At 44.9% G+C, this 18,286-nt stretch carries 15 protein-coding genes; 9 read left to right on the top strand and 6 right to left on the bottom strand.

Annotated elements, in window-relative coordinates:
* The first annotated feature begins 27 nt into the window (after nucleotides 1-27).
* The 9 genes from lolA to YWE_RS0105070 all read left to right on the top strand — a co-directional run bounded on the left by lolA (nucleotide 28) and on the right by YWE_RS0105070 (nucleotide 10,563).
* Complete coding sequence (gene lolA / locus YWE_RS0105110) at nucleotides 28-639, top strand: outer membrane lipoprotein periplasmic chaperone LolA (protein ID WP_029093546.1); 612 nt, start codon at nucleotides 28-30, stop codon at nucleotides 637-639.
* 7 nt (nucleotides 640-646) lie between these two features.
* On the top strand, nucleotides 647-1,990 hold the full coding sequence (locus tag YWE_RS0105105) for a replication-associated recombination protein A (protein WP_029093545.1): 1,344 nt from the start codon (nucleotides 647-649) through the stop codon (nucleotides 1,988-1,990).
* A 106-nt stretch (nucleotides 1,991-2,096) separates the two neighbouring features.
* Complete coding sequence (gene serS / locus YWE_RS0105100; protein WP_029093544.1) at nucleotides 2,097-3,389, top strand: serine--tRNA ligase; 1,293 nt, start codon at nucleotides 2,097-2,099, stop codon at nucleotides 3,387-3,389.
* Nucleotides 3,390-3,952: 563 nt separating this feature from the next.
* A complete protein-coding gene (locus YWE_RS0105095) occupies nucleotides 3,953-6,391 on the top strand; it encodes a DMSO/selenate family reductase complex A subunit (protein WP_051323206.1) in 2,439 nt (812 codons plus the stop codon).
* 10 nt (nucleotides 6,392-6,401) lie between these two features.
* Nucleotides 6,402-7,022 carry a DMSO/selenate family reductase complex B subunit gene (locus tag YWE_RS0105090; protein WP_029093542.1) on the top strand — a complete coding sequence of 207 codons (621 nt, stop codon included), beginning with the start codon at nucleotides 6,402-6,404 and terminating at the stop codon, nucleotides 7,020-7,022.
* 1 nt (nucleotide 7,023) lies between these two features.
* On the top strand, nucleotides 7,024-7,878 hold the full coding sequence (locus YWE_RS0105085; RefSeq protein ID WP_029093541.1) for a dimethyl sulfoxide reductase anchor subunit family protein: 855 nt from the start codon (nucleotides 7,024-7,026) through the stop codon (nucleotides 7,876-7,878).
* 75 nt (nucleotides 7,879-7,953) lie between these two features.
* Nucleotides 7,954-8,601 (top strand): Tat proofreading chaperone DmsD, encoded by a 648-nt coding sequence (dmsD, locus tag YWE_RS0105080; RefSeq protein WP_051323205.1) that lies wholly within the window; start codon nucleotides 7,954-7,956, stop codon nucleotides 8,599-8,601.
* Nucleotides 8,601-9,155 carry a ferredoxin-type protein NapF gene (napF, locus tag YWE_RS0105075; RefSeq protein WP_029093539.1) on the top strand — a complete coding sequence of 185 codons (555 nt, stop codon included), beginning with the start codon at nucleotides 8,601-8,603 and terminating at the stop codon, nucleotides 9,153-9,155. The genes dmsD and napF overlap by 1 nt, the downstream gene beginning before the upstream one ends.
* A gap of 262 nt (nucleotides 9,156-9,417) precedes the next feature.
* Entirely contained in the window at nucleotides 9,418-10,563 is a 1,146-nt protein-coding gene (locus YWE_RS0105070; RefSeq protein WP_029093538.1) for an MFS transporter, read from the top strand.
* 12 nt (nucleotides 10,564-10,575) lie between these two features.
* On the opposite strand, the gene YWE_RS29495 is transcribed toward YWE_RS0105070, so the two are convergent.
* The 6 genes from YWE_RS29495 to ycaO form a co-directional block, all read right to left on the bottom strand.
* Nucleotides 10,576-10,770, bottom strand: a complete 195-nt coding sequence (locus tag YWE_RS29495) for a GNAT family N-acetyltransferase (RefSeq protein WP_084166988.1) — start codon at nucleotides 10,768-10,770, stop codon at nucleotides 10,576-10,578.
* Nucleotides 10,771-10,996: 226 nt separating this feature from the next.
* Entirely contained in the window at nucleotides 10,997-11,614 is a 618-nt protein-coding gene (locus tag YWE_RS0105065; RefSeq protein ID WP_029093537.1) for a cytochrome c oxidase assembly factor Coa1 family protein, read from the bottom strand.
* A gap of 155 nt (nucleotides 11,615-11,769) precedes the next feature.
* Nucleotides 11,770-12,510, bottom strand: a complete 741-nt coding sequence (gene pflA / locus YWE_RS0105060) for a pyruvate formate lyase 1-activating protein (RefSeq protein ID WP_029093536.1) — start codon at nucleotides 12,508-12,510, stop codon at nucleotides 11,770-11,772.
* Nucleotides 12,511-12,771: 261 nt separating this feature from the next.
* Nucleotides 12,772-15,054 carry a formate C-acetyltransferase gene (gene pflB / locus YWE_RS0105055; protein WP_029093535.1) on the bottom strand — a complete coding sequence of 761 codons (2,283 nt, stop codon included), beginning with the start codon at nucleotides 15,052-15,054 and terminating at the stop codon, nucleotides 12,772-12,774.
* 62 nt (nucleotides 15,055-15,116) lie between these two features.
* Nucleotides 15,117-15,968 (bottom strand): formate transporter FocA, encoded by an 852-nt coding sequence (gene focA / locus YWE_RS0105050; protein WP_029093534.1) that lies wholly within the window; start codon nucleotides 15,966-15,968, stop codon nucleotides 15,117-15,119.
* Between the two features lie 373 nt (nucleotides 15,969-16,341).
* A complete protein-coding gene (ycaO, locus tag YWE_RS0105045; RefSeq protein ID WP_036015165.1) occupies nucleotides 16,342-18,093 on the bottom strand; it encodes a 30S ribosomal protein S12 methylthiotransferase accessory factor YcaO in 1,752 nt (583 codons plus the stop codon).
* Nucleotides 18,094-18,286: the final 193 nt, after the last annotated feature.

The raw sequence follows: 18,286 nt of genomic DNA, 5'->3' as shown, positions 1-18,286 counted from the left end.
AATAGATAGATTGGAGCAATTGCAACAATGAAGAAACTACTTATCGCCTGTTGTCTGATGTCTGGCCTGATGTCCTCTGCCGTTTTTGCAGATGCCCGTTCAGATTTACAAAGCCGTTTAAGTAAAGTGAGCAGCTTCCATGCCAGTTTCTCTCAATCGGTTAAAGATGCAAATGGAACGGCTATTCAGGATGGTGAAGGTGAGCTGTGGGTTAAGCGCCCGAACCTATTCCGCTGGCATATGACTTCACCGGATGACAGTATCTTAGTTTCCGACGGCAAAACATTATGGTTTTACAACCCCTTTGTTGAGCAAGTCACGGCAACCAACCTTAACAGCGTGACGGGCGATACACCCTTTATGCTGATTACCCGTAATGATTCTGCTGATTGGAATAATTACAACGTTAAGCAGAAAGGTGATGAGTTTGAGTTAACGCCGAAGGCCGGAAAAAGCAGCCTTAAAGCATTTTCTATCAGCGTAACGCCTGATGGCACAATCAAAGGTTTTGTTGCCGTTGAGCAAGATAATCAGCGCAGTACCTATGTACTAAAAGGCCAGCAGAGTGGCTCTGTGGATGCCTCGATGTTTACTTTTACACCACCAGCAGGCGTGACGTTAGACGACCAACGCCAGTGAGGTCTACGTGAGTAATCTTCCTCTCGATTTCTCTCAAAATGAATTTCAACCTTTGGCCGCTCGTATGCGGCCAACCACGTTGGCTGAATATATCGGCCAGCGCCACTTGCTTTCACCCGGTAAACCGTTACCTCGGGCTATAGAGGCGGGGCATTTGCACTCCATGATTTTGTGGGGGCCTCCGGGCACCGGCAAAACAACGCTGGCTGAAATTATTGGTCACTATGGCAATGCGGATATTGAGCGTATTTCTGCCGTAACCTCTGGTATCAAAGAGATTCGTGAATCGATTGAACGAGCGCGGAACAATCGGGATGCCGGGCGACGGACCATACTGTTTGTCGACGAAGTCCACCGCTTTAATAAAAGTCAGCAAGATGCATTTTTGCCTCATATTGAAGACGGAACCATTACTTTTATTGGTGCGACCACTGAAAACCCCTCCTTTGAACTCAACTCGGCATTGTTATCCCGCGCCAGAGTCTATCTGTTGAAATCACTGGAAAGTGCTGATATTGAAAAAGTGCTATTACAGGCGATGGGCGATAACGACAAAGGGTATGGAAAGCAAAATATTGTTTTACCCGATGAGACTTGCCGGATGTTGTCAGAGCTGGTTAACGGCGATGCACGTCGGGCGCTGAATAGCTTGGAGATGATGGCTGATATGGCTGAAATTTCAGCCGATGGGCAGCGAGTCCTGACGCCTGAGCTGTTGAAAGAAATCTCTGGTGAACGCAGCGCGCGTTTTGATAATAAAGGGGATCGCTTCTACGACCTTATTTCTGCACTGCATAAATCAGTTCGAGGGTCAGCGCCGGATGCCGCACTTTACTGGTATGCTCGGATTATTACTGCCGGTGGCGATCCGTTATATGTAGCTCGTCGTTTATTGGCGATTGCATCTGAAGATGTCGGTAATGCCGATCCGCGTGGTATGCAAGTGGCTATCGCTGCATGGGACTGCTTTACTCGCGTCGGCCCTGCCGAAGGCGAAAGGGCTATTGCACAGGCGATTGTCTATCTTGCCTGCGCCCCTAAGAGTAATGCCGTTTATACCGCATTTAAAGCCGCGGTACAGGATGCTCAGCAGCAGGCTGATTATGATGTTCCTGAACATTTGCGTAATGCGCCAACAAAATTAATGAAACAGATGGGATTAGGGGCTGAATATCGCTATGCCCATAATGAACCTAACGGCTATGCGGCTGGAGAATGTTACTTCCCACCTGAAATGGCCGATCGGCGTTATTATTTCCCTGAATCCCGCGGCCTGGAAACTAAGATTGCTGAAAAGCTGAACTGGTTGGCTGAGCAGGATCAAAATAGCACGACAAAACGCTACCGTTAACGTTTTTGATGCGGTAATGTAATTGTTGAAAACACTTGCTGTGCTGTGAGTTAACCAGCCGGCATTATTATTGACCAATATTAAAATAATAGGCATAGGATTAGGCATGCTGGACCCGAATTTACTACGTAATGAGCTAGACACAACCGCAGAAAAACTGGCTCGTAGAGGTTTTAAACTGGATGTAGAGACCTTGCGTAAGCAAGAAGAACGCCGCAAGGTTCTGCAAGTCGAAACAGAAAGATTGCAAGCTGAACGTAATTCACGATCTAAATCTATTGGTGATGCTAAAGCTCGCGGTGAAGACATTGAACCTTTACGTCTTGAAGTTAATCAACTGGGCGATCGTCTTGATTCAGCCAAGGCTGAATTAGAACAGCTACAGTCAGAAATTCGAGATTTGGCGCTGAATATTCCTAATATTCCTCATGATTCAGTTCCATCCGGTAAAGATGAGAATGACAATTTAGAAATCAGCCGCTGGGGCGAGCCTCGTACGTTTGATTTCCCTGTGCGCGACCATGTGGATTTAGGCGAGCTTACCGGTGGCCTGGATTTTGCCGCCGCCGTTAAGCTGACCGGTGCACGCTTTGTGGTGATGAAAGGGCAGGTTGCCCGGATGCACCGCGCATTAGCCCATTTTATGCTAGACCTGCATACCAATGAGCACGGTTACACTGAAACCTATGTTCCTTATTTAGTCAATCACGCGACGCTGTACGGTACCGGTCAGTTGCCTAAGTTTGGTGAAGATCTGTTCCATACTAAGCCGCTGGGTGAAGAGGCTGACAGCAGCAACTATGCGCTAATCCCGACTGCAGAAGTCCCCGTGACCAACTTAGTGCGTGATGAAATTCTTGATGAAGACGCATTGCCGATGAAGTTGACCGCACATACGCCATGCTTCCGTTCTGAAGCGGGCTCTTATGGTCGTGATACTCGTGGCCTGATTCGCATGCACCAGTTTGATAAAGTTGAGCTGGTTCAAATTGTGCGTCCTGAAGATTCTGCTCAGGCACTTGAAGAGCTAACCGGTCATGCAGAAAAAGTTCTGCAGTTGCTTGGTCTGCCATACCGTAAGATTTTATTATGCACTGGCGATATGGGCTTCTCTTCAAGTAAGACTTACGATCTTGAAGTTTGGGTTCCTGCTCAGAATACCTATCGCGAGATTTCTTCATGTTCTAACATGTGGGACTTCCAGGCGCGTCGCATGCAGGCGCGCTATCGCGGTAAAGCCGATAAGAAAACGACGCTGGTTCATACCTTAAATGGTTCAGGACTTGCCGTTGGTCGTACCTTAGTGGCTATTTTAGAAAACTATCAGCAAGCCGATGGTCGTATTGAAGTACCTCAGGCGCTTCGCCCTTACATGGGTGGTTTAGAAATTATCGGCTAATTGGTTTTAAGTTTAAGACCAGATTAACAGGGGCGCTGAATATTCAGCGCCCCTGTTTTATTTGACTACTGCCATCGGTTATTTTTATGCTTTATATTTTATCCCCGTTGTTTTTTAACGCCAATATTAGCAATTTGTGCTTATTCAGATTAATCCCACCTTATAGAAAAATGGCCTTTATATTTTTGTAATGATAATCATTATTATTTATTGGCTATAAACACATATCAGTTAGCAATGATTAAATGTTAATACGTTGGATGTGTTGATGCTAATTATTCTTTCTATCTATCATATTGATTAACAAATGATAAATTCACGACTATAAATCAATTCAGTTTGACTGAACGCAATATTCTTTCACCGCTTTATCGGTAGTATCAGATTAGTAAATGGAAGTTTTAATGCTTATTCCTAGGGAGTTAATAGCCAATTCTTTATGAATCCTCTTATTTAAAAACAATTTGTTTTTATTCTTTCTGCATTGTTTTTAGCCCTGAATTTTTAAGTGATAGCAATTTAACCAGTCAAATAGTTTAACGACATAAAATAATAGGTGATTTATGAGCCTTGACGATCAGAAGTATTCCGCAGCGATACCCCTCAGCCGCCGTGCATTTGTGCAAACTAGTGCGATCGGTGGTCTTGCCGTTGCTGCCGGTGGCGTCTCTTTGCCTTTTGGTACGGCGAATGCTCAGGATGTTGCCGTTCCTGACAGTGAAGCAACCAAAACAGTATGGAGTGCTTGTACGGTAAACTGCGGTAGCCGCTGTCCTTTGCGTATGCACGTAGTGAATGGTGAAATTAAATATGTGGAAACTGATAATGTCGGTGAGGATGTTTATCAGGAGCTGCATCAGGTTCGGGCATGTTTGCGTGGTCGCTCTATGCGCCGCCGAATTTATAACCCCGATCGCTTGAAATACCCGATGAAGCGCGTAGGTAAACGCGGTGAAGGTAAATTCAAGAAAATAAGCTGGGAAGAGGCATATGATGAAATAGCCAACAACCTGAAAAGAATTATCAAAGATTACGGTAACGAAGCTGTTTATCTACAGTATGCCACCGGAACCTTAGGCGGAACGGTGACTCGTTCGTGGCCGCCGGGCAACTCTCTGATTGCGCGGTTAATGAATTGCTGCGGTGGATATTTAAATCATTACAACACCTATAGTACCGCCCAAATTACGACCGGATTAAGCTATACCTATGGTAGCTCGGCGGGCAACAGTACGTCAGATATTGAAAATAGTAAATTGGTGGTGATGTTTGGCAATAACCCCGCTGAAACACGTATGAGCGGCGGTGGTATAACCTACATTCTTGAACAAGCCCGTGAAATTTCCAATACCAAAATGGTCGTTATTGATCCGCGCTATTGTGATACTGCGGCCGGACGCGAAGATGAGTGGCTGCCGATTACTCCCGGTACCGACGCTGCATTGGTCGCCGGTATGGCATACGTATTGATTACTGAGAATCTGGTCGATCAGCCGTTCTTAGATAAATACTGTGTCGGCTATGATGAGAAAACTTTGCCGGCCAGTGCGCCGCGCAATGGCCATTATAAGGCGTATATTCTCGGACAGGGTGATGACGGCATTGCTAAAACCCCTGAGTGGGCGTCGAAAATTACGGCAATTCCGGCCGATCGTATTATTAAGCTGGCGCGTGAAATCGGTTTTGCTAAGCCCGCTTATATCTGTCAGGGCTGGGGACCTCAGCGCCATGCTAATGGTGAAATGGTAGCCCGTTCCATCGCAACCTTGGCCTGTCTAACCGGTAACGTAGGGATTAGCGGCGGTAATACCGGCGCTCGTGAAGGTTCTTATGCTATCCCGTTTGTTCGTTTCCCGACCTTAGAAAATCCAATAAAAGACAGTATTTCATTCTTCTTATGGACCGATGCCATCGTTCGTGGGCCTGAGATGACGGCTACTCGTGACGGTGTTCGCGGTACCGATAAGCTAAAACAACCGATTAAGTTTATCTGGAACTATGCCGGAAACAGCATGGTGAATCAGCATTCAGACATCAACAGCACGATGAAGATTCTGGAAGATGATACTAAGTGTGAAATGATTGTGGTGATCGATAATCATATGACGGCCAGCGCCCGCTGTGCTGACATTATTCTGCCGGACCTAACAACGTCAGAACAGATGGATTTTTGCCTTGATGCCTCTTCCGGCAATATGGGTTATGTGATTTTTGCCGACCAGGCAATTAAGCCACAGTTTGAATGTAAATCCATTTATGAAATGACCACTGAAATTGCTAAACGTATGGGTGTTGAGCAACAGTTTACTGAAAATCGGACCCAGGAAGAGTGGTTACGCCATCTGTATCAGCAGTCTTGTGAAAATGATGCGCTGTTACCGTCGTTTGAAGAATTCCGTAAAATGGGCATCATTAAACGTCAGGACCCGGCCGGCCACTTTATTGCTCATAAGGCGTTTCGTGAAAATCCTGTCGCCAATCCGATGAATACTCCGTCTGGCAAAATTGAAATTTATTCCGAGCGTTTAGCTACCGTGGCTAAAACATGGGAATTGCCGGAAGGCGATGTGATTTCTCCTCTACCTATTCATGTGTCGACTTTTGAAGGCTCTGACGATCCGCTGCGTGAAAAATATCCACTGCAACTGATTGGATTCCATTATAAAGCCCGTTGTCACTCGACGTATGGCAATGTTGATGTATTGAAAGCGGCTGCGTTGCAAGAGATGTGGATTAACCCGATTGATGCTGCAGAACGGGGCATTAGCAATGGCGATATGATCCGTATTTTTAACGATCGTGGTGAATCTCAGATTAATGCCAAAGTGACTCCGCGGATGATTCCGGGCGTAGTTGCTCTTGGTGAAGGTGCGTGGTACACGCCGGATGCTAAAGGTATTGACCGGGCAGGCAGCATTAACGTGCTGACGACGCTGCGACCGTCACCGCTGGCAAAGGGTAACCCGCAACATACTAATCTGGTCGAAGTGGCAAAAGTTTAAGGGGTAGCCAATGACAACGCAATACGGTTTTTATATTGATTCAAGTCGTTGCACGGGCTGCAAAACCTGCGAGCTGGCGTGTAAAGACTATAAAGATTTAACCCCGGACGTCAGTTTCCGCCGTATTTACGAATACGCCGGTGGCGAATGGATGAAGGACGGCGATGCATGGCAACAGAATGTGTTTGCCTACTATCTGTCGATTGCCTGTAACCATTGTGACGATCCGGCCTGCGTCAAGGTTTGTCCGAGTGGTGCCATGCATAAACGAGAAGACGGTTTCGTGCTGGTTAATGAAGAGGTGTGTATTGGCTGTCGTTATTGCCATATGGCCTGTCCGTATGGAGCTCCGCAGTATAACGCGGCTAAAGGCCATATGACTAAGTGTGACGGTTGCCATGAACGGGTACTGATCGAAGGTAAAAAGCCCATTTGTGTCGAGTCCTGCCCGCTGCGGGCACTGGATTTCGGTCCGATTGAAGAGCTGCGGGCCAAGCACGGAACGCTGGCTGAAGTGGCTCCGCTACCGGCGGCCAAGTATACCCGTCCGAATATTGTGCTGAAGCCAAATGCCTGTAGTCGCCCGGTAGGTGATACCACAGGTCATTTATCCAATCCGAAGGAGGTTTAAGATGGGTATGGGATGGCATGAATGGCCGCTGATGTTATTCACGGTCTTAGGACAGTGCGCTGTGGGTGGCTTTATTGTTCTGGCACTGGTTTTACTCTGCGGTAAAACGGATGAAGTTCAGAAGAAGTCTATCCATAAGGGCATGTTCTTTATCTGGGTACTTATGGGTATCGCTTTTCTTGCATCAATGATGCATCTCGGTTCACCGATGAGAGCATTTAACTCACTAAATCGTATCGGAGAGTCAGGGCTGAGCAACGAAATCGCGCTGGGCTCTGCCTTTTTTGCGATTGGTGGCTGTTACTGGTTGATAGCGATATTGGGCAAAATGCCTGCGGGGCTGGGTAAACTGTGGCTGGTTATTGGTATTTTGTCTGGCCTGGCCTTTGTGTATGGCATGTGCCGAGTTTATCAGATTGATACAGTACCCACCTGGCATAGTGGTTACACCACGCTGAACTTCTTCCTGACCATGCTGATCGGCGGGCCATTATTGGGTTATATGTTGAAAAACAAAGCCTGTGCCTGCGGTGGTAAAGGCCTGGCAGCTATCAGCGTGACGGCATTACTGGTAAGTGCGGCTTCCGGTCTGATGCAGGGCAGTGAACTGGCTCAGTTACATAGTTCAGTTACCTCAGCAACGGCGCTAGTACCGCAATATGGTCAGATGATGGCGCTACGCCTTGCCCTGGTGGTTCTCGGTTTAGGCTGCTGGATATGCCCGTTAATACGTGGAAAACAGCCGGGCTGCACGAGCTTATTGGCCGGTTTTATTCTGGTGGTCTGCGGTGAAATTATCGGTCGAGCGGTGTTCTATAACTTGCATATGACGGTGGGTATGACCTTCGGCGGATAATAATCAGTGATATGGCGCGGGGGAATATTTAGGTTATCCTGCGCTTATCTTTCCGGTTTAATTGAAAGGCTATTTATGAATTCATCTGTTACGTCAGAACACCCATTGTCAAATGCTGAAGTGGTCTCTTTGACTGGCCGTATGTTGGGGGCGATATTTTATTATTCACCGGATAAAGCCGATGTTGCACCCATTATTGATTTGTTAAGCCACGATGGATGGGCTACTGAATGGCCATGTGGTGATATAGTAGATGTTCAGCAGGTAGCGCTACTGATTCGTTCTGGTTTGGAGTCTGAAAACAGGCAGACGTTAGATGAGGCTTATCAACGTTTGTTTATTGGTCCTGATGCTTTACCCGCCCCGCCTTGGGGGTCGGTATATCTGGATCATGAATCTGTAATTTTTGGTGACTCAACGTTGGCACTACGCCGCTGGCAGTCAACGCTAGGTATTGAAGTTCAACAGCAGCAGCGTGAGCCGGAAGATCATATTGGTCTATTGCTGATGCTGGCGGCGTGGCTTGCAGAGAGTCGCCCTGAGCAAATTACACCGTTATTAGCGGAGCATTTGTTGCCTTGGAGTGGCCGTTTTCTGACGCTTTTGGATGAGAAAGCTCAGCATCCGTTCTATCAGGGAATCGCCCGGCTAACCCGCTTAACTTTGGATGATTGGCAGCGGCGCTATAGTCCGTTAGTTGTTGGTAAAGAGCTATTCTTCTAATGTCTGACAACCGTGATGCGCAATATTATAAAGCCTGGATGACTCACCGTACGGTGAGCCGTCGCGGGCTGTTTCGCGGTTTATTTAATGCCGGGCATCAGGCTCAGGTCAGCGTGGCCCAACAGGATATTTTACGTGCTGCAGGGCGGCCACCTCGGGCTGTGGAAGAGGCACTGTTTGTCCGACTATGCGATGGATGCGGTGACTGTGTTCCGGCATGTCCTTATGGCTTGATTGTGCTAAAAGAGGGCAGGGCGGCAGTCGATATTGAATATGCTGACTGCGATTTTTGCAATAAGTGTACTGATGTCTGCTCTAAGGGTGCGCTTGAGTCGAGTATCAAACCTAATACCGGATTACAGCCCACGATCGGCTTGAGTTGCCTTGGGCGGATGAACAACTATTGCCGCCAGTGTGTTATTGCTTGCCCGGAACAGGCGATTAACTTTGCTCCGGCTAATCAGGTCATATTTGATCAATCGCTGTGTAACGGCTGTGGAAAATGTAAGCTTGCCTGTTACCACGGCCATATTTCATTACTGCCAAAAGGTTAAACATTACTCAGTTTTGTTCAGACTTATTATGGTTTTCTACATATATTTATTCTGTCTAATTAGTTCAATTCTCAGAACCATAAAAACTAAATGCTGATTATAATGAAAAATGAATTTAATGCTTTGTATTTTAAGGGTTTTATTTTTCAATAATATATCGGAGAATAACTAATTCAATACCAGGTATTTTCATCGATTGACTTTTTTTATTGCGGTGCGATGATGCGCGCAATTATTTAAGCTTCTCTGGTTTTTTCTTAACATGTCCGCTTTTAGTCGCCCGGTAATATTACTGTTAGCAGGCCTATTGCTGTTTACTACATCAATGGCCGTACTCAATACATTAGTCCCTCTTTGGTTGGTCCATGAGTCTTTACCAACTTGGAAAATTGGTATTGTTGGTTCCTCCTATTTTGCCGGTAATTTATTAGGTACTTTAGTGGCAGGATTTTTTATTAATTATTGGGGTTTTAATAAAACCTATAATTACAGCTGTATATTATTTGCTATAGCTACTATCGGATTAGGCCTTTCAGCGGGTTTTATCAGTTGGTCATTGTGGCGTTTATTGGCGGGTGCGGCCTGTGCCGTTATCTGGGTTGTGGTAGAAAGCGCTTTATTACGCAGCGGTACCATTAAGAATCGGGGCCAACTTCTGGCCGCTTATATGGTTATTTACTATGCAGGAATGTTATTAGGTCAATTATTACTTGGCTGGGTACCTACTGCGTTAAATAGCATATTGCCTTGGGCTGTCACACTGCTATTTGTTGCGATATTACCGCTTTTGTTCGCCCGATTTTCAAAACCGGAGCAACAGGGAAAATCATTAAACGTCTGGTCAATGCTTAAACGCAGAGATGCACGCTTAGGAATCAATGGCTGCATTATTTCCGGCGTTGTTCTAGGCTCATTATATGGCCTTTTACCGCTCTACCTCTCTCATACCGGATTTGAGGATGCGCAGGTCGGGTACTGGATGGCATTGATGATCGGTGCCGGCATTATGGGGCAGCTACCGATAGGTAAAATGGCTGACCGATATGGCCGATTATTTGTGCTCAGAATTCAAGTTTTTGTCATTATAATCAGTTCAGTTGCCGTGTTAAATAACTACTCTCTGGCTCCGGCTCTGTTTATGTTAGGCCTGTCTGGTTTTACCCTATATCCGGTAGCCATGGCCTGGGCCTGTGAAAAAGCGGCGCAGGATGAGCTGGTTGCAATGAATCAGGCATTATTAATGAGCTATACCGTAGGAAGTTTGGCCGGACCGGCGCTGACGGCGTCATTGATGCAGCATTATTCCGATCGGTTGCTTTTTGCGGTAATAGCCATAGCCGCGCTGATTTTTATGGTCATGTTGTTCAGTAAAGCAGGGCGACACCATACTCCTCTGGCAATGCAATAAATAATATATCGTTTAGAGTGGGGTATTAAGAACCCCGCCTCTGGGATTTGATTCAAAACCTAAGGCCGGGTAATAGTCATTGGCGTTAGGGGCTGCCAGCAAGACAATACGACAACTGTCTTTTATTCTTTTTTGGGTTTCTCTAATTAGCTGCTTGCCAATACCCTGTTTCTGGTAATCTTCGTCGACGGCTAAATCGGCAAGAATGGTTCCGCGATAACTAGGCGAATCATTGGCTTAAGTTTATTGACTGCCCTTAACTGACAGGCATTAACCCAGTTTCAGCCTTTAATTTTCTTGGGGGGGGTAACCTGAGGGCCCTTACCCGATGCGTTTTCCATGGTGTTCTTTACATTAAGGCGAGTGTGTGGCGGAAGGTGTGATAAACGATAAGATGATTACGCTTATCGTTTATCGCTTAGTCTAAAGTTGTTTACTGTTGTGCCGGTTCGGTAAGTAGATCAATAGCTTCGCCGGTCTGATCGGATTTGAATTTATTAGATTCCATTATCCATTCACCCATTTCTTTATGGGCTACAACATAAACCACGCCGCTGCTTTTGCTGCCTTCAACGCTAAAACTGATATCGGCAGACCCACTGTTTCCATTAACTGAAATATTACCGGTAGGAATTCCACTGTTGATTGGCGTTCCCAACAGTTCTGTCGTGATAGGGTTGGATGTTACTAAGATTACGCTTTCTTTATAGACATCGGAGCTTTTCAGCGTTGCAGTTACGCCCCAAATGATGCCAGCTATCATCAGAACGAAAACGACGATAAGCCCGAGAGCCCAACGCGTCCATAATCTCTGGATACGCTTGAACTCTTCTACGCTAGCCCATTTTTTGTTGCGCCACGCCCACTCATTACCTTTGGCTCCAAGCACGAAAGGCATAACTAAATTGACGAAGGGGATAAAGACTAAAAAAGCGATAAAGGTATTATTACCAATGCCCCATATCCAATGGAGAAAAAATGCACCCCAGTTCCAGCCTCTAATTTCAGCAGGTATTTCTGCTAAAGCCCCTTTTCCTGATGAGTTTTCCATATATTTCCTTATATTTCAGTTGAGCTAGTGTGAGTTCATCGGTCATTTTATCGGTCTGTGTCGATTATGACAGAAAAAGTAAGCGGGCGAATGTCCAAAAAGAGACTCGCCCGCAGAGAGTAGAGACAAAACGGATTTAGACCGTAGATAGGCTATTAATAAATGACTTTATGCCCGTAGCCTTCAAGGATAGATTTTACTCGATCCATGATTTCTTTTGTTGGTGGTTTTACACCTTCCAAACCATATTCCTCACCCATGGCAATCCATTTATGTTTGCCCAATTCATGATAAGGCAGCAGCTCAATTTTTTCGATATTGGTCATGTTTTGGGTAAATTCACCCAGCATATGAGTCGATTTATCATCATCAGACCAGCCCGGAACGACAACGTATCGAATCCATGTTTTTTGATTACGCTTGGCCAAATAGCGGGCAAATTCTAGGGTACGATGGTTAGATACGCCCACCAGATTCTGGTGAATACTATCGTCTAACTGTTTAAGGTCGAGCATCACTAAGTCAGTCACGTCGAGCAACTCATCGATAACGGCATCATAACGACGGACAAAACCATTGGTATCTAAACAGGTATGAATGCCTTCCTCTCGGCACGCCCGAAACCAGTCGCGGACAAACTCAGCCTGAAGAACGGCTTCTCCACCGGATGCAGTAACACCGCCGCCGGAAGCGTTCATAAAATGGCGATAAGTCACGATTTCTTTCATTAGCTCATCAACAGTCACTTCTTTGCCGCCGTGGGTGTCCCAGGTATCTCGATTATGGCAATAGAGACAACGCATAAGGCAGCCCTGAAAGAAAACAATAAAACGGATACCCGGACCATCGACGGTACCACAGGATTCAAAAGAGTGGATGCGGCCTATTGCTGACATTGCAGTTGTACTCCAAAGTGGGTCCTTATCGAGGACCTAAATTATCTTGCCGTCGTGTGAAGGGCAGATGACAATGTTATTTGTTATCAGGTTAATCCCGTCGGGTTTACCGATGAGCTTTGCCTGAAACCTTTATTTTACGCTATGGCGACAAAGATTTCCGGCAAAACATGCTCTGTATCAATAAATAAAGGTATCAATAAAAAAGGCCCCGCGTTATGCAGGGCCTCAATTCTATGATATTTCACTCTAACAAGGAAATTAGATGGTTTGAGTGAATGTCCGGGTGATTACGTCCTGCTGCTGTTCTTTAGTCAGCGAGTTGAAACGTACTGCGTAGCCAGATACACGGATAGTCAACTGAGGATACTTCTCAGGATTTTCCATTGCATCTAACAGCATTTCACGGTTCATTACGTTAACGTTCAGATGTTGACCGCCTTCGATGCTGGCTTCATGGTGGAAGTAACCATCCATCAGACCTGCAAGGTTAGCTTTACGTACATCGTCATCTTTACCCAGTGCATTTGGAACGATAGAGAAGGTATAAGAGATACCATCTTTAGCGTAGGCAAACGGCAGTTTTGCAACAGAAGTCAGGGATGCAACAGCACCTTTCTGATCGCGGCCGTGCATTGGGTTAGCACCTGGTCCGAATGGCGCACCGGCACGACGTCCGTCTGGCGTATTACCCGTCTTCTTACCATAAACAACGTTAGAGGTAATGGTCAGAACTGACTGAGTTGGAATTGCATGACGATAGGTACGCAGTTTCTGAATTTTCTTCATGAAACGCTCAACCAGATCGCAGGCAATATCATCAACGCGAGAGTCGTTGTTACCAAACTGCGGATACTCGCCTTCGATTTCAAAGTCGGTTGCTAAGCCATCAGCATCGCGGATTGGTTTAACTTTGGCATATTTGATTGCAGACAGTGAGTCAGCAGCAACAGACAGACCAGCGATACCACATGCCATAGTACGAACTACATCACGGTCATGCAGAGCCATCAGTGCAGCTTCATAGCTGTATTTATCATGCATATAGTGAATGATGTTCAGAGAGGTCACGTACTGTTTTGCTAACCAGTCCATGAAATGGTCTAAACGATCCATCACTTTATCATAATCCAGAACGGCATCGGTCATAGGTGCTTCTTTAGGACCAACCTGGATTTTCATTTTCTCATCCATACCGCCATTGATTGCATAAAGCATGGTTTTGGCTAAGTTTGCACGAGCACCGAAGAACTGCATTTGCTTACCAACAATCATTGGGCTTACGCAACAAGCGATAGCATAGTCATCGTTGTTGAAGTCTGGGCGCATTAAGTCATCGTTCTCATACTGTACAGATGAGGTATCGATAGAGACTTTAGCCGCATACTTCTTGAAGTTCATTGGCAGTTTTTCTGACCACAGAATGGTCATATTTGGCTCTGGTGAAGGGCCCATAGTGTATAGCGTATTCAGGAAGCGGAAACTGGTTTTAGACACCAGAGTACGGCCATCAACACCCATACCTGCTAATGATTCAGTTGCCCAAATTGGGTCACCTGAGAACAGCTCATCATATTCAGGCGTACGTAAGAAACGGACCATACGTAGTTTCATCACTAAGTGGTCGATCAGTTCTTGCGCTTGAATTTCAGTTAATGTGCCATTTTTCAGATCGCGTTCGATATACACGTCAAGGAACGTTGATACACGACCGAAAGACATTGCAGCACCGTTTTGAGATTTAACGGCAGCTAAGTAACCAAAATAAGTCCACTGAACGGCTTCTTGAGCGTTGTTAGCAGGACCAGAAATGTCATAGCCATATTTAGCCGCCATTTCTTTCATTTGACCTAATGCACGATGCTGTTCAGCAATTTCTTCGCGCAGTTGGATGGTCATTTCTAAATCTTCGCCGTTTTCCATTTTCTCTTGCAGAGACTGGAACTGTGCGTATTTATCAGCCATCAGGTAATCAATACCGTACACAGCCACACGACGGTAGTCACCGATGATACGGCCACGGCCATAAGCATCTGGTAAACCGGTCAGGATACCTGACTTACGGCAGTTCAGGATGTCTTTGGTGTAAACATCAAAAACGCCTTGGTTGTGAGTCTTACGGTATTCCGTAAAGATTTTTTTCAGCTGTGGATCTAATTCACGGCCATAAACTTTACAAGAACCTTCAACCATTTTAATGCCGCCGAATGGAATCAGAGCACGTTTTAATGGGGCGTCAGTTTGTAAACCTACGATGGTTTCTAAAGCTTTTTCGATATAGCCCGCATCGTGGGAGGTGATGGTTGCAGCAACATCAGTATCAAAATCAACCGGCGCATGGGTGCGGTTTTCGATTTTGATGCCATCCATCACTTTGTCCCAAAGCTTGTCAGTGGCTTCGGTTGAACCTGCTAAGAAAGACTCATCGCCCTCGTAAGGGGTATAGTTCTTTTGGATAAAGCTACGAACATCAACGCCGTGTTTCCACTCGCCGTCTTTGAATCCTTCCCACGCTTTGACAAACTTTTGGTTAAGTTCGGTCATTTTTCACCTACCTTTAATATACTATGGAACTTGAATTAACTTTGAATGTAAGAATCACTGTACTAGTGCTTCTCACCACGTAAATACATTGCCCAATACGGCATACCTACCATCAATCCACCGATAATATTACCTATTGTTACCGGGATAAGATTATCAACAACAAAGTTACTTATAGTCAGGCTTGGAAATTGCTCCGGAGTCGCATTGATAAGATGCCAAAACTCAGGAGATGCAAAATTCTTTATGACGATTGCCATAGGAATCATAAACATATTCGCGATGCTATGCTCAAAACCGCTGGCTACAAACATGGCGACTGGCAATATCATGATGAACATTTTGTCCATTAAACTGCGTCCAGCGTAACTCATCCATACGGCTAAACATACCATCAGGTTAGCTAATGTACCTAAAGCCACGGCTTCAACAAAGGTATGATGCAGTTTATGGTCAGCCGTTTGTAACACATTCAGCCCCCAAAGCCCGTTAGCTGCGCTGATTTGACCGGCCATAAAAATAATAGCAACAAATAGCAGGGCGCCGACAAAATTGCCTAGATAGACGTTGGTCCAGTTACGGAACATTTGGCCCCAGGTAATATGATTACTGGCCTTGGCAATACAGGTGAGTACGGTGGAGGTAAATAAGTCGGTGCCACAGGCAACGACAAGCATTAATCCTAATGAGAAGCAGACGCCGCCCAGAAACTTAGCCATGCCAAAGGGGACATTGGCGGTTCCTGTTGTCGCGGTGATATAGAAAACGAAGGCAATAGAAATGAATACGCCAGCCAAAATAGCTGAGCAAAAGGTAATAATAGGACGTTTCGCTACTTTATATATTCCCGCATTCTCGGCTACTTGAGCCATGGCTGCCGGAGATAATAATGCAATGGGATTATCTGCTTTCACTGGATAAGATCTCTTGCGTCTAAGGCGACTAAATTGCTTGCTGATACTATTTGAACATTATACTGCAAAAATTGATGGTGATCATTCTGAGTGAAATTAATATTTAGGAAAACGTGCTAATAACCTGTTGCTTTTAATGTAACCTATTGAATTGGTTTGATAAAAATATTTTTAATATTTACTAAAAAATTTTAATGTGATTTTAATGGAATATTTAAACTGTTAATAAATCACAAGGAATGTGTTTATTTTAAGGGTGAATAATGTTTTATTTTACTATTTTTTAACATTAATTTCTTTTTTTTTACTAATGAATATTAAAGTAACAAAGTTCTCTATTTTATATAAAGAACCTTGTTATTTAATTAGTTATTTACGCCAGACGTTTAGCCGTCTGTAGTTTTTGATAAGCAGCGAGTAATGACTGGTGTGCTTGAAGATTTGTTAAATCTTGATCTATATCAAAAATGCCGTAGAAGCGTTGTTCTCCGTGAATATTACTCCAGACGGTTTTTACGGTGTCTTCACCATACATGCGGTAAAAAGCAGGGTTCAACTGTTCTTCATCGCGTTCTTCAGGATCGAGTTTCATTAGTAGCAGCGTTTGCAGGCAGCGATAATAATTTCGTCTTTGTTTATCAAACAGGGATGCATTAAACTCTTGTGTCCATTCAACCCAGCTTAATGCTTGGTCTAAGTCACCCCCGGCCAGAGCTAACATCGATTTAAGCTCACCGATACGCAAGATACTCCACGCATTATTAGAACCGGTAGCCATTCCCAATAGTTCACGAACCCGAACAAAGTCATCCAAACCTTCATTATCTAACTGTTCGATTAATGCCAAATATTCAGCCGGCGGCAAATTACTTGATGGTAAGTTAAGAATCGTCTCTCTTAAATGCTGTCCCATATTGTTATTAGCCAGCTGTAGGTCTTCCACTGGGTAAATATCGGACATGCCCGGCGCTAATATCCGGCAAGCATCGACATCTAAATGCCGATAATCAGCGATATAAACTTCAACCTCATCAAGCTTGAAGATATCCATCAACGTGCTGAACTCTTCTTCTGTTGAACCACTAAAGTTCCAATCAACAAAGTCATAGTCAGACTGTTGTTTAAATAAATCCCAAGATATTAAGCCGCTTGAATCAATAAAGTGAGTTTCTAAGTTAGCGTAATCAGCAATCTCTTCATTATCGAAGGTCGGTGCGCTGAAAGCATCGAGGTCTTTCAGGCTGCGGCCTTGAAGTAATTCGGTTACGGTACGTTCAAGGGCTACACCAAAATCAGGATGAGCGCCAAAGGAGGCAAAACAGCTCCCATTTTCCGGATTGAACAGCACAACACAAATAACCGGATACTTACCCCCCAACGAGGCATCATAAGAGAATATTGGGAACCCTTCGGCTTCCAGTGTGTTAATGGCTTCCTCAACCTGCGGATAGCGTTTGATAATTTCTGCCGGAATTTCAGGCAGGCTGATCGCTTCTGCGATAATGCGATTTTTTACAAAGCGTTCAAAAATCTCTGACAACGCCTGAACTCGCGCTTCATTCATATTATTGCCAGCTGACATACCGTTAGATACATATAAATTTCCGATAATATTCATCGGGATATAAACGGTTTGTAGGTCGGATTGACGGGTAAAGGGCAGAGCACAAATGCCACGCTCTGTATTGCCTGACTGCAAGTCGACAAGCCCGCTGGCGGCCAGATTTTGTTCAGGATCATAAAAGCGCTGTAAATGAGGATCTAATATTCCTTCTGGCAGAGAGTCATCCTGCGGAATTGCAAACCATTTCTCATTAGGATAATGGACAAAATCACCCTGTGAAATGGTTTTGCCTAAGTAGAAGTCAGCAAAGAAATAGTTAGTCGACAGACGTTCAAAGTATTCTCCCAACGCTGAAGCTAAGGCTGCTTTTTGGGTTGCGCCTTTCCCATTGGTAAAACACAGAGGGCAATCCTTGTCCCGAATATGAACTGACCAAACGTTAGGAATGGGATTTAGCCAGGACGCTTCTTCAATGTTAAATCCTAGCTTATTTAGCTTTTGCTGAAAGCGGGCGATAGAATCTTCCAGTGCGGCGTCTTTGCCGGGAATAAAGGTTTGCATATCTGTTTGCATTAATGTTCAGGCTCTTGATTTACCGAAGAAATTATCGGGGGTGGGACGGTTATCATTGTGTTAATCATACGGTGTTTTTAGTCATAGCTCTAGTAATGTTAGTTCTCGGGCGGACTGTCACAGAAAAAAACTAAAATATGTAGATAATTCAATTAGTCAATTTTGTCATTCTTGATAATTG

The organism is Budvicia aquatica DSM 5075 = ATCC 35567, assembly GCF_000427805.1.
Lineage (GTDB): Bacteria > Pseudomonadota > Gammaproteobacteria > Enterobacterales > Enterobacteriaceae > Budvicia > Budvicia aquatica.
Note: the sequence above shows the minus strand (reverse complement) of the source record. Positions and strands in the feature narration are given on the sequence as shown.